The following is a 13,278-nucleotide window of genomic DNA, read 5'->3' as shown; positions in this document are numbered from 1 at the left end:
AAGGGCGCGAAACCCTTCAGGAGGGCTTTACCCGTGATCTTGCTGCTGTCGACGTCCGACACCGATCTGCTCAGTGCGCGCGCCAGCGGCGCCGACTACCGGTGGGGCAACCCGTCCCGACTGCTCGCCGACGACGTTCCCGCGCTGGCCGACGGCGTCGATCTGATCGTCCTGCGCATCCTCGGTTCGAGGCGATCCTGGGAAGAGGGCGCCGACGCCGTCCTCGCATCCGGACTTCCCGTCGTCGTGCTGGGTGGCGAACAGGCACCGGACGCCGAGTTGATGCAGCTGTCGACGGTTCCGGCCAACGTCGCGGCCCAGGCGCACAACTACCTCGCCGAGGGCGGCCCCGAGAACCTGGTGCAGCTGCACGCGTTCCTGTCCGACACGGTCCTGCTGACCGGCAACGGATTCTCGGCACCACTGCACACCCCGACGTGGGGGATTCTGGAGCGCCAACCGACTCGAACCACCGATTCCGCCCCTGTGCCATCGGGTCACTCCGCAGGCTCCGCTCCTGTCGTCGCCGTTTTGTATTACCGTGCCCAGCACCTCGCCGGAAACACGACCTACATCGATGCGCTGTGCACGGCCGTGGAAAATGCAGGGGGACAAGCGCTTCCGATCTTCTGTGCGTCGTTGCGCACCGCGGAGCCCGAACTTCTCGAGACCCTGAAACAAGCCGACGCGATGGTCGTGACGGTCCTGGCCGCCGGTGGTACCAAGCCGGCGAGCGCATCGGCAGGCGGTGACGACGAGGCATGGGACGTCGCCGAACTCGCCGCGCTCGACGTGCCCATACTGCAGGGTCTGTGCTTGACCAGCAGCCGCGAGACCTGGGAAGCCAACGACGACGGACTCTCTCCGCTCGATGTGGCAACCCAGGTCGCGGTCCCGGAGTTCGACGGCCGCCTGATCACGGTTCCGTTCTCGTTCAAGGAGATCGACGGCGACGGACTGACCACCTACGTGCCCGATCACGAGCGGGCAGCCCGCGTCGCGGGAATCGCCGTGCGGCACGCGAAACTTCGTCGCATCCCGACGCCGGAACGCCGCATCGCGTTGATGTTCTCGGCGTACCCGACCAAGCACGCGCGCATCGGCAATGCCGTCGGACTCGATACGCCTGCCAGTGCGATCGCATTGATGACCGAGATGCGTTCCGCTGGATACGATCTCGGACCCGTCGACGGACCGGACGCCATTCCGGGGCTGGCGGCCCGTGACGGTGACGCGCTGATCCACGCCCTGATCGCACGCGGCGGTCAGGACCCGGACTGGCTCACCGACGAGCAACTCGAGGGTAATCCGATTCGCATCTCGGCAGCGCGGTACCGATCGTGGTTCGCCCAGCTGCCCGATGAGCTGACCTCGGCCGTCGAGGAGCACTGGGGCCCGGCACCCGGCGACATGTACGTCGACCGATCGTCCGACAAGGACGGCGAAATCGTCATCGCAGCAATGCAATTCGGCAACGTCGTGATCATGGTTCAGCCTCCGCGCGGGTTCGGCGAGAAGCCCGTCGCGATCTACCACGATCCCGATCTCCCGCCGAGTCACCACTACCTCGCCGCGTACCGCTGGATTCAAGCGTCGCAGGACGACGGTGGATTCGGCGCCGACGCGATGGTGCATCTCGGCAAGCACGGCAACCTCGAATGGCTGCCGGGTAAGACCCTCGGTATGTCCGCCTCGTGCGGCACCGACGCGGCACTCGGCGACCTCCCGCTGATCTACCCCTTCCTCGTCAACGACCCCGGCGAGGGCACCCAGGCAAAGCGTCGTGCGCACGCGACCCTCGTCGACCATCTCATCCCGCCGATGGCGCGAGCGGAAAGCTACGGCGACATCTCGCGCCTCGAACAACTGCTCGACGAACACGCGAACATCTCGGCACTCGACCCCGCGAAGCTCCCGGCGATCCGCCAGCAGATCTGGACGCTGATGACGGCGGCGCAGATGCACCACGATCTCGGTCTCGAAGAACGCCCCGACGAGGACGTGTTCGACGACATGCTGCTGCACGTCGACGGGTGGTTGTGCGAGATCAAGGACGTTCAGATCCGCGACGGACTCCACGTTCTCGGGCAGGCGCCCGCCGGTGACAGTGAGGTCGAACTGGTGCTCGCGATGCTGCGCGCGCGGCAGATGTGGGGTGGTGAACAGTCGGTTCCCGGTCTGCGCGAGGCGCTCGGTCTGAGCGAGGACGGCGACGAGGCGCGCACACGCGTCGACGACATCGAGTCCGTCGCGCACGGTCTCGTCGCGGCGATGCAAGCGGCAGGATGGGATCCGGCAGCAGCGGACACGGTTGCCGGGGAGCACGGATCCGTCGTCGCCGACATTCTTCGGTTCGCCGCGTCCGAGGTCGTTCCGCGACTGCGCGGTACGTCCGAAGAGATCGAGCAGGTTCTGCACGCCCTCGACGGCGGTTTCGTCTCCGCGGGGCCGAGCGGTTCGCCGCTGCGCGGACTGATCAACGTTTTGCCCACCGGCCGCAACTTCTACTCCGTCGATCCCAAGGCCGTCCCGTCGAAGCTCGCGTGGGAGACCGGGCAGGCGATGGCCGACTCTCTGCTCGAGCGGTATCGGAAGGATCACGGTGAGTGGCCGAAATCGGTCGGCCTGTCCGTGTGGGGCACGTCCGCGATGCGCACGTCCGGTGACGACGTCGCGGAAGTGTTCGCGCTGCTCGGAGTCCGGCCGGTGTGGGACGAGGCGTCGCGGCGCGTCACGACGCTCGAGGTCATCGACCTGGGAGAACTGGGACGCCCGCGCATCGACGTCACCGTGCGCATCAGCGGATTCTTCCGAGACGCGTTCCCGCACGTCCTCGCGTTGCTCGACGACGCGGTGCGTCTGGTCGCCGCGCTCGACGAGCCTGCGGACCGAAACTTCGTCCGCGCGCACGCGCAGGCCGATCTCGCCGAGCACGGCGACGAACGACGCTCCACGACGCGTATTTTCGGGTCCAAACCAGGAACGTACGGGGCCGGCCTGCTGCAGCTGATCGACAGCAAGACCTGGCGTAGCGACGAGGATCTCGCGCAGGTCTACACGACGTGGGGCGGTTTCGCATACGGCCGCGGCCTGGACGGTGTGCCCGCGTCGGACGACATGCGCACGGCGTACCGCCGAATTGCCGTGGCGGCCAAGAACACCGACACGCGCGAGCACGACATCGCCGACTCGGACGACTACTTCCAGTTCCACGGCGGCATGATCGCTACGGTGCGCGCGCTGACGGGCACGTCACCGGAGGCCTACATCGGTGACAGTACGAGGCCGGACACCGTCCGCACCCGTACGTTGTCGGAGGAGACCACCCGGGTGTTCCGCGCCCGCGTCGTCAATCCGCGTTGGCTGGAGGCGATGCGCAGGCACGGGTACAAGGGCGCGTTCGAGATGGCGGCCACCGTCGACTATCTGTTCGGGTACGACGCGACGACCGACGTCGTCGCCGACTGGATGTACGAGAAGCTGGCCGAGACATACGTTCTCGACGAGCAGAACCAGAAGTTCATGCAACAGTCGAACCCCTGGGCACTGCACGGCATCGCCGAACGGCTGCTCGAGGCGACCGAACGCGGCATGTGGGCGGAACCGGATCCGGAGATTCTCGCCGAACTTCGCCAGGTGTATCTGCAGACGGAAGGCGATCTGGAGGGGGAGTAGCCGTACGCTGGTCGTATGCCACGTTTCAGGAGATCGCCGACGGAAAGTACGTCTCGCTGACCACGTTCAAGAAGGACGGCACGCCCGTCGCGACGCCACTGTGGGGTGTTCGTGAGGGCGACCGCCTACTGGTGTGGACGACCTCCGATTCGTGGAAGGTCAAGAGGATCCGGCGCAACGGCCGTGTGACGGTAGCGCCCTGCACGGCGCGCGGGAAGATCCAGGGCGAGGCGCAGAACGGCTTCGCCGAAATACTGGACGGTCCCGCCACCGACAAGGTTCGCCGCGCGATCGCACGGAAGTACGGCATACTCGGCTGGCTGACCGTCACCGGCAGCACGCTTCGGCGCGGCAAGACCGGCACCGTCGGCATATCGGTGGCGCCCGCCTGACGCGACCTGCATACTTCCTTTTCGGGAGGTAAGGATGTCGTCGTACGCCGATCTTGTCCTTGTCGGAACCGTGCTGACCGTGGACGCGAGTCGCCCCACCGCAGAAGGCGTCGCGGTGCGGGACGGCCGTATCTGCGCGGTGGGCACCAGAGCGGAACTCGACTCCGAGATCGGCCCGAGCACACACGTCGTCGACGTCGGCGACGGATGCGTGATGCCCGGTCTGGTCGAGGCGCACGGCCATCCGCTGATGGAGGCGGTGGTGCTGTCCGATCGGATGGTCGACATCCGTCCGGTGACCGTTCGCGACGCCGACGCCGTCGCGGCGGCCGTGCGTGACGAGGTCAAGCGTCGCGGTGACGACGGCGCTTTCCTCAGCGGGTGGGACGCGTTGCTGCAGAAGGGCCTTCCGGAGCCGACCTTGGCGTGGCTCGACTCCGTCGCACCGGATACGCCGCTCGTGATCCTGCACAACTCGGGCCACCTCGCGTTCTTCAACTCCGTGGCGGCCCGTCTGCACGGATTGGACCGCAACACACCCGACCCGAAGGGCGCGGCCTACGGGCGTGATGCGAACGGCGAGCTCGACGGTACGGCCCGAGAAACTGCGGCGGTGTTTCCGCTCGTCTCGTCCGCGATGAATGCCGGCTCCTATCCGAAAATGTTGGCCGAGGAGTGCGCACGGCTCAACCGCGCCGGGCTGACGACGTGTTCCGAGATGGCGTACGACCCGAAGTTCGGCCCTCTCGTCGAGGCGTTGAACGCGCAGGGAGCGCTGACGGTTCGCCTTCGTACCTACGAGATGTCCAACCCGACGATGACCGCGCGATCCACCCCTGGTGCGGGCGACGACATGGTGCGCGCTACGGGAATCAAGATCTGGGTGGACGGTTCGCCGTGGATCGGCAACATCGACCTGACGTTCCCGTACCTCGACACCGACGCCACCGCGGCCATCGGCGTCGAGCCGGGATCGTGCGGGCACGCGAACTACACCCGCGAACAGCTGACCGAAATCGTCGACGCCTACTTTCCGCTGGGATGGCCGTTGGCGTGTCACGTCATGGGCGACAACGGGATCGACACGATTCTGGATGTGTACGACAGCGTCCTCACTCGCCACCCCCGTCCGGACCACCGGCTGCGCCTCGAACACGTCGGCGCGATCCGCGACGATCAGATCGCACGCGCGGTATCGCTCGGCGTGACGTGCAGCCTGTTCGTCGACCAGATCCATTACTGGGGTGACGTTCTCGTCGACGGACTCTTCGGGCCCGAGCATGGATCGAGGTGGATGCCCGCCGGGTCGGCCGTAGCGGCAGGCATGAGGGTTTCCCTGCACAACGATCCTCCCGTCACTCCGGAGGAACCGCTGCGCAACATCGCCGTCGCGGTCACGAGAACGACACCGAACGGGCACGTCTCCGGTCCGGAACAACGGCTGACCGTCGAACAGGCCATTCGCGCTCAGACCATCGACGCGGCCTGGCAACTGTTCTCCGAGAACGAGATCGGCTCCATCGAAGTCGGCAAGTACGCGGACTTCGTCGTGCTGTCCGCCGATCCGCGCACCGTCCCGCCGGAAGACATCGCCGACCTCGACGTCCGCGCCACCTACCTCGCGGGCACCCGGGTGTTCGACGGCTCAGCGTGACGCGGCACCGACCCACGGAGCACTGGCCCGGCCGGACCAATTGACGAGGCGTTCGGTCGGGCCGGCGTCGGCGGCGGGTTCGACGACCTCGTCGAAAGGCATGACGTCGCGAGGCTCGGCGGGAATCGCGCGTGCTGCGGCGGCCAGCACGGGTTCCACGAGCCGGGGTTCGGCCTCGGACGGTCGACCCGTCGACACCGCCAGATCCCATCCGTGAACGAGGGTTTCGTTGATGTAGGCCCACACCGCTGCGCGGCCGGGCACGGTTCCCCAGGGCGCCGTGACCGTCATGTCAAGCGTGTTCTCACCCGCCCATGCCTCGAGCGCCAGTCGGGCCTGAACTCGATACGCGGCAGTCGCGTCGTCGAACCCGGTGAGCACCACCGGCACGGTCGTGGGGTCGCCGCCCAGTGCCATCGTCCTGGCGCGTCGCACACCCGCGATCTGGTGCCCCAACAGCGCTCGGACGTCGAAGTCCGGGCACGGCGTCGGCAGCGTCATCTGGTCGTCGCGAGTTGCTTCCATCAGGTCGGCGACCCAGGCCAGCGCGTCGCGGTAGAGGGGCCGGGGATCGAGCGCGATGTCGGTCATGATGCTCTCGTTTCGTCGTGGTTCGAACGGTACGAGATGAAGTCAACATCGAATACATGACATCTTCTGTCGTGTATTCGTGCAACGATCGGCGAGTGCGCGCGGACAGATTGATCTCGTTGGTTCTTCTGCTGAGACATCGTGGGCGCATGTCCGCGTCGCAGCTGGCTGCAGAGCTAGAAGTCTCGGAGCGCACGGTGCTGCGGGACATCGACGCCTTGTCCACCTCGGGCTTCCCGGTGTTCGCCGAACGCGGTCGTCACGGAGGGTTCGAGCTTCTTCCCGGCTTCACGACGGACCTCACCGGCTTGACCGCGGAGGAGGCGACAGCGCTCATGTCCGCGGACGCGTCGGCGTCGCTCGGCATGGGGTCGGCTTTCGCGTCCGCTATGCGCAAGGTCGCGGCGTCGTTGCCCGACGAGCAGCGACGCGTCGCGACGTCGGTGGCCGACCGCGTACTGGTCCGGCCCGAAGGCTGGCTCCGAGACCCCGAACGCGACGAGTATCTCGACGTCGTCCAGCGCGGGGTCTTTCTCGGGCGCCGACTACGGCTCGACTACGAGGGCCGTAGCGGTACGCCGAGCGTGCGGACGGTGGACCCGATCGGACTCGTGTACGCCGCCGGGCACTGGTACCTGATGGCGACGGTGGACGGGGACGAACGGACCTATCGAGTGTCTCGGATTCGCCGTGCGGAACTACTGGACGACGACGCCCGCAGAAGTCCGAAGGTCGATCTCGGTGCGCTGTGGGATGCCGGTCGCCGACGGTTCAGGTCGAGTCGGGACACCGTGTCCGTTCGACTGCGTGTGCGGCCCGATCAGCTGGACCACGTCGCCGCCACCGCGATCCGAGTGGACGAGACATCGGTCCCGCACGACGGGTGGATCGAACTCGACGCACTGTTCGGCGGTGTGGCACATGCCTGTTCGACGGTATGGATGCTCGGAGACGACTGTGAACTGCTCGGCCCCGCGGACGTGCGGGCCGCGGTGTTCGACCGCGCTCAGCGGATGATGACGCGTCATGCACCCCATGTGCGCGCGAATACATAGAGGGCTATGTATTCGCGCGCACGAGGGTTAACGCCCCACGTACGCCGCGAGATGCTCGCCCGTCAGCGTGGACCGATCGGCGACGAGATCGGTCGGCGTGCCCTCGAAGACGACGCGACCGCCGTCGTGACCAGCGCCGGGGCCGAGGTCGATGATCCAGTCCGCGTGTGCCATGACCGCTTGATGATGTTCGATCACGATGACCGACTTGCCCGCATCGACGAGACGATCCAACAGACCGAGCAGCTGTTCGACGTCGGCCAGGTGGAGGCCGGTCGTCGGCTCGTCGAGAACGTAGATTCCGACCTTCTCGCCCATGTGGGTCGCGAGCTTGAGGCGCTGACGCTCACCGCCGGAGAGGGTGGTCAGCGGTTGACCCAGTTTGATGTAGCCGAGGCCGACGTCGACGAATCGCGTCAGGATCTTGTGCGCCGCAGCCAGTTTCGACGTCTCACCGAAGAACTCGTGCGCTTCCGCCGCCGACATCTCGAGCACCTCGCTGATGTCCTTGCCGCCGAGGTGGTATTCGAGTACCGATCCCTGGAAGCGCTTGCCCTCGCATTCTTCGCACGGGGTTGCGACGCCTGCCATCATCGCCAGGTCCGAGTAGATGACACCGTTGCCGTTGCACGTGGGGCAGGCGCCTTCCGAATTCGCGCTGAACAAAGCAGGCTTGACGCCGTTCGCCTTCGCGAACGCCTTGCGGATCGGCTCGAGCAGCCCGGTGTACGTCGCAGGATTGCTACGACGCGACCCGCGGATCGCACCCTGATCGATTGCGACGACGTCGTCCAACCCGGACAGCGACCCGTGGATGAGCGAGCTCTTGCCGGAGCCCGCGACGCCCGTGACGACGGTCAGCACCCCGAGCGGCACGTCGACGTCGACGTTCTGCAGGTTGTGCGTATCGGCGCCGCGGATCTCGACGACCTCGGTGAACTCCCGGACGGACTCCTTCAGCGTCGCTCGGTCGTCGAAGTGCCGTCCGGTGATCGTGTCGCTCGAGCGCAGGCCGTCGACCGTGCCCTCGAAACATACTGTGCCACCGGCGGATCCGGCCCCGGGCCCGAGATCGACGATGTGATCGGCGATCACGATCGTCTCGGGTTTGTGTTCCACGACGAGAACGGTGTTGCCCTTGTCCCGCAGTTGCAGCAGAAGGTCGTTCATGTTCTGGATGTCGTGCGGATGCAGACCGGTGGTCGGCTCGTCGAACACGTAGGTGACGTCGGTGAGCGACGAACCCAGGTGCCGAATCATCTTGGTGCGCTGAGCTTCACCACCGGAGAGCGTGCCTGCGGGACGCTCGAGCGACAAGTAGCCAAGTCCGATCTGCACGAACGAGTCGAGCGTCTCGCCGAGCGACTCGAGCAGGGGTGCGACGGACGGTTCCTTCAGCCCGCCCACCCATTTCGCGAGGTCGCTGATCTGCATCGCGCACGCGTCGGCGATGGAGATTCCCTTGATCTTCGACGACCTCGCGCCCTCGTTGAGACGGGTCCCGTCGCACTCCGGACACGTCTGGAACGTCACCGCACGCTCGACGAACGCGCGGATGTGCGGCTGCATCGCGTCGACGTCCTTGGACAGGAACGACTTCTGGATCTGGGGAACGAGTCCCGAGTAGGTGAGGTTGATGCCCTCGACCTTGATCTTGGTCGGCTCGCGGTAGAGGAGATCGTTCAGTTCCCGCTTGGTGAACTCGGCGATCGGCTTGTCGGGGTCGAAGTAGCCGCAGCCACGGAAGATTCGGCCGTACCACCCCTCCATGCTGTATCCGGGGATCGTGATCGCACTCTCGTTGAGGGACTTGCTGTCGTCGTACAGCGCCGTCAGGTCGATGTCGCTGACCGACCCGCGTCCCTCGCAACGCGGACACATGCCGCCGGTGATCGAGAAGGTCCGCTTCTCCTTGGTTTCACGCCCGCCCTTCTGCACGGTGACGGCTCCGGCGCCGGAGATCGACGCGACGTTGAACGAGAACGCCTGAGGCGACCCGATGTGCGGCGTACCGAGGCGGCTGAACAGGATGCGCAGCATCGCGTTGGCGTCGGTGGCGGTGCCGACCGTCGAGTGCGGATTGGCACCCATCCGCTGCTGATCGACGATGATCGCCGTGGTCAGGCCGTCGAGCACGTCGACGTCGGGCCGCGCGAGCGTCGGCATGAAGCCCTGGACGAACGCGCTGTACGTCTCGTTGATCATGCGCTGCGACTCGGCGGCGATCGTGCTGAACACGAGAGAGCTCTTGCCCGAACCGGACACGCCGGTGAACACGGTCAGTCGGCGTTTGGGGATCTCGACACTGATGTCCTGCAGGTTGTTGACCCGCGCGCCCTGGACTCGAATTAGATCGTGGCTGTCGGCCACGTGCATCTCGGGTGACCGTGTGCTCGCACTCGCTGCCATCCGTTGTCGCCTCTCCCTCGGTGGGTTCACGCGGAATACGTTAGTTCCAGCGCCGCCGTGATACTTCTCGAATCCTGACCGGAGTGGGTTTCGCGCGTTTCGACTCACGCGCGGCGGTGCACTCTCCGGCGGGGTGGCACGCGGGCAGCGCGACGGCGACAGGTCTTCGACGAGGAGAGACACACCATGGCGATAGCAGCTACCGATTTCCACCACGTGCGCATCACCGTCAGCGACATCGACGTCTCGCGGAAGTTCTACGACGACGTGTTCGGCTTCGACGTCGCGTACGAGTGGGATCCGAACGCCGACGAGCAGACCAAGAAGGCGCTGTGGTTTCTGTTCGGGGGAGTGATCTACTCGTTCGCCGGGGGACTGTTCGGCCTTCGTCCGGTTGCGCCGGGCGAGGATCGGTTCGACGAAGACCGCGCAGGCCTCGACCACCTGAGCTTCGCCGTCGCGACCTACGACGATCTCGAGAACGCCGTGGCGACCCTCGACGAACTGGGAATTCGTCACGAGGGCATCAAGTCGGCCGGCGAAGGCCTGAGCATCCTGGAATTCCGTGACCCGGACAACATCGCGCTGGAGATCTCCGGACCGGAGAAGTAGTCCTACTGTGCTTTGCTCACCGAGGACATGTGGAAATCAGGAATACGTAACGGCGGCATCGCCGTTCGCGTGAACCAGTCCTTCCACTCCCGGGGCAGCGTCTTCTCCGTCGCCCCGGCCTCGGTGACGCGGCGCAGCAAATCCAGTGGGCTCTCGTTGAAGCGGAAATTGTTGACGGATCCGGTGACCGTTCCGTCCTCGACGAGGTAGACGCCGTCACGGGTCAGTCCGGTGAGCAGCAACGTGGCGGGATCGACCTCTCGGATGTACCACAGCGTCGTCAGCAGCAGTCCACGCTCGGTGCGTGCGATCATCGCGTCCAGGTCGGCGTCGCTGCCGCCCGTCAGGACGAGGTTGTCGCCGGGGATCACGGGGTCGGTGTCGTACTTGTCGGCGAAGAACCGCGGGTACGCCAGCGCTCCGACGGCACCGTCACGTACCCAGTCGACGCGCGAGGTGGCCATTCCGTTGTCGAACACCGAGACCGAATCGTTGGACGCACCGGTCGCGACGAAGGGCGAGTACTCGAGCCCGGTGTAGTTCGGATCGGAGAACAGCGTCAGGGGAATCGAACCGAGCTTCTCGCCGACGCGTGTGCCGCCCGGCCGTGACAACGCCGTGTGACCTTCCTGCGCTCCGCGGCCTTCCATCGTCCACATCAGGTAGATCATCAGATCGGCGACGGCCGACGGCGGAAGCAACGTCTCGTATCGTCCTGCTGGAAGATCGAGTTGCGTCGACGCCCACCCCAGCCGCGTCGACAGGTCACTCAGCAACGAGGCAACGTTCACGTCGTCGAAATGCTTGGTGCTCGCGCCGACCCAGGCACTCGCGTCGTCGCGTTTGCCGTTGATCTCGATCGAGCCGGTGGGCTGCGTGAAGCGGCGCCGGATCCCCGACGTCGATCCGAGCCAGACCGTGTCGAGGCGGTGATGGGCGAAGCCGTACAGCTGGTCCCGACCGGCGAAGCCCGCGGCGAGGTCCTCGGTGAAACCGCCGAACACGCCGATGCTCGTGAGCGCAGTATCGGCGTCCCAATCGTCCGGATCGCCGGTGCCGGTGACGAGTGGCATCGCATCCTCGGCGGGTTCGGCTGCGCGAGCGGTGTTCTCGCACGCTGCGACGATCGACGCGATCTCGTCCGGGTCGACGCTCGTCGACGACATCGTCGCGACCTTCGTGTCGCTGGATCCACGGACGACGGAGACGACGGTCCAGTGTCGCGAAATCCCGATTCCGTTGGTGGTCATCGAATTTCCGGCCCAGCGCAACGACGCCTCGCTGGAGTCGATGACGATGACGAACGTGTCGTCGACCGTGGCGAGTGCGAGCACCCGCTCGACGACCTCGTGGCCGGGAATCACTGGCCTGCCTCCGATCGCGTGTTGAGAACGTTCACTCCACGGAAGACGGCAGCGGGACATCCGTGACTGACGGCCGCGACCTGACCGGGCTGCGCCTTTCCGCAGTTGAACGCGCCACCGAGGCGTCGCGTCGACACGCCGCCGACGAGATCCATCGATCCCCAGAAGTCGGTCGTCGTCGCTTGATAGGCGACATCGCGCACCTGGCCGTCGAGCACGCCGTTCCTGATGCGGAAGAACCGCTGTCCGGTGAACTGGAAGTTGTAGCGCTGCATGTCGATCGACCAGCTCTTGTCGCCGACGACGTAGATCCCGTCGTCGACCGAGGCGACCAGATCGTCGATGGTGCGATCGACGACGGGATCCGGTTGCAGAGACACGTTCGCCATCCGTTGAATCGGAACGTGCTGCGCCGAGTCGGCGTACGAGCACCCGTTGGAGCGGGGAAGTCCCAGCCTCGGCGCGAACACGCGGTCGAGTTGATAGCCGACGAGCACGCCGTCACGGATCAGATCCCACTGCTGCGCGGCCACGCCGTCGTCGTCGTAGCCGATGGTGGAGAGCCCGCCCACCTCCGTGCGGTCGGCCGTCACGTGCATGATGTCGGTGCCGTACTTCAGTGTGCCGAGTTGGTCCGGGGTCGCGAACGACGTACCGGCGTATGCCGCCTCGTACCCGATTGCGCGGTCGTACTCGGTTGCGTGACCGATGGATTCGTGGATCGTGAGCCACAGATTGGTCGGGTCGATCACCAGGTCGGTCGGACCCGGAACGACGGACGGCGACTTCACCTTCTCGGCGAGCCATCCGGGGATGCGCGTCAACTCGTCCGACCAGTCCCACGTGCTGTCGGCACCGAGGTACTCCCATCCGCGGCTGACCGGCGGGGCGAGAGTGCGCATCGTCTCGAAGGCGCCCGCGGCCGTGTCGACCGTCGTCGCTTCGAGCTGGGGGTGGAGCCGGACTCGTTGCTGCGTGATCGAACTGCCGGCCAGATCGGCGTAGTACGTCTGTTCCTTGACCTGCAGTACCGAAGCGGTCACGTGATCGACGCCGTCCGACGCGCGAAGGCGGGCGGAGTAGTCGGTGAGCAGTTCGACCTTGTCGCGGGTCGGAACGTGAAACGGATCGACGTCGTACTCCGACACCCATGTCGCGTTCGCGTACACGGGCTCGTCGGCGAGCTCGACGCGTTCGCGGTTCAGCGACCGGAGTGCCTGCGCGACGTCGACGGCCGTGCGTGCCGTCGCCGCGGCCGCGTCGACCGACAGATCGCTGTGCGACGCGAAACCCCACGTACCGTCCACGACGACGCGCACTGCGAGGCCGATTTCGGAGCCGTCCACGGCCGACTGGACGACGCCGTCGCGCAGGTTCAGCGATTGCGTGGTGAGGCGCTGCACTCGGAAGTCCGCGTGCGACGCACCGGCGCGCCGCGCGACGTCCAGGGCAGCAGCGGCCAGTTCACCGCACGACAACGCACGGAAGTCCGGATCGACATCGCGGTGGGGCGGCTGGGTCACAGA

Annotated in this window: 8 protein-coding genes and 1 pseudogene; 5 read left to right on the top strand and 4 right to left on the bottom strand. The window is 66.2% G+C overall.

Going from position 1 to position 13,278, the window contains the following annotated elements:
* The first annotated feature begins 33 nt into the window (after window positions 1–33).
* The 3 genes and pseudogenes from cobN to DK926_RS05265 all read left to right on the top strand — a co-directional run bounded on the left by cobN (window position 34) and on the right by DK926_RS05265 (window position 5,721).
* Window positions 34–3,675: a cobaltochelatase subunit CobN gene (gene cobN / locus DK926_RS05275; RefSeq protein ID WP_114329432.1), complete on the top strand. Its 3,642-nt coding sequence runs from the start codon at window positions 34–36 to the stop codon at window positions 3,673–3,675.
* Between the two features lie 23 nt (window positions 3,676–3,698).
* Window positions 3,699–4,067, top strand: a pseudogene (locus DK926_RS05270) (PPOX class F420-dependent oxidoreductase); the annotation flags it as partial.
* Between the two features lie 34 nt (window positions 4,068–4,101).
* Window positions 4,102–5,721: an amidohydrolase gene (locus DK926_RS05265; RefSeq protein ID WP_114329430.1), complete on the top strand. Its 1,620-nt coding sequence runs from the start codon at window positions 4,102–4,104 to the stop codon at window positions 5,719–5,721.
* Here the strand turns inward: DK926_RS05265 and DK926_RS05260 are convergent.
* Window positions 5,713–6,312, bottom strand: coding sequence for a TIGR03086 family metal-binding protein (locus tag DK926_RS05260; RefSeq protein ID WP_114329428.1), 600 nt, complete (start codon window positions 6,310–6,312; stop codon window positions 5,713–5,715). The two genes, DK926_RS05265 and DK926_RS05260, sit on opposite strands and share 9 nt — an antisense overlap.
* Before the next feature lie 95 nt (window positions 6,313–6,407).
* On the opposite strand from DK926_RS05260, the gene DK926_RS05255 reads away from it, so the two are divergent.
* The gene (locus tag DK926_RS05255; RefSeq protein WP_114329699.1) at window positions 6,408–7,367 is read left to right on the top strand and encodes a YafY family protein; all 960 of its coding nucleotides are present in this window, start codon (window positions 6,408–6,410) and stop codon (window positions 7,365–7,367) included.
* A gap of 27 nt (window positions 7,368–7,394) precedes the next feature.
* Here DK926_RS05255 and DK926_RS05250 read toward each other — a convergent pair whose 3' ends face one another.
* Complete coding sequence (locus DK926_RS05250; RefSeq protein ID WP_114329426.1) at window positions 7,395–9,776, bottom strand: excinuclease ABC subunit UvrA; 2,382 nt, start codon at window positions 9,774–9,776, stop codon at window positions 7,395–7,397.
* Between the two features lie 186 nt (window positions 9,777–9,962).
* On the opposite strand from DK926_RS05250, the gene DK926_RS05245 reads away from it, so the two are divergent.
* Complete coding sequence (locus DK926_RS05245) at window positions 9,963–10,388, top strand: VOC family protein (RefSeq protein ID WP_114329424.1); 426 nt, start codon at window positions 9,963–9,965, stop codon at window positions 10,386–10,388.
* Window positions 10,389–10,390: 2 nt separating this feature from the next.
* Here the strand turns inward: DK926_RS05245 and DK926_RS05240 are convergent, their stop codons facing one another.
* Both DK926_RS05240 and DK926_RS05235 read right to left on the bottom strand, forming a co-directional pair.
* Window positions 10,391–11,752 (bottom strand): metallopeptidase TldD-related protein, encoded by a 1,362-nt coding sequence (locus tag DK926_RS05240; protein ID WP_114329422.1) that lies wholly within the window; start codon window positions 11,750–11,752, stop codon window positions 10,391–10,393.
* Entirely contained in the window at window positions 11,749–13,275 is a 1,527-nt protein-coding gene (locus tag DK926_RS05235) for a TldD/PmbA family protein (protein WP_114329420.1), read from the bottom strand. Before DK926_RS05235 ends, DK926_RS05240 begins: the two co-directional genes overlap by 4 nt.
* Window positions 13,276–13,278: the final 3 nt, after the last annotated feature.

The organism is Rhodococcus sp. Eu-32 (assembly GCF_003336925.1).
Taxonomy (GTDB): Bacteria; Actinomycetota; Actinomycetes; order Mycobacteriales; family Mycobacteriaceae; genus Rhodococcoides; species Rhodococcoides kyotonensis_B.
This window is presented reverse-complemented; position numbering and strand designations above follow the sequence as displayed.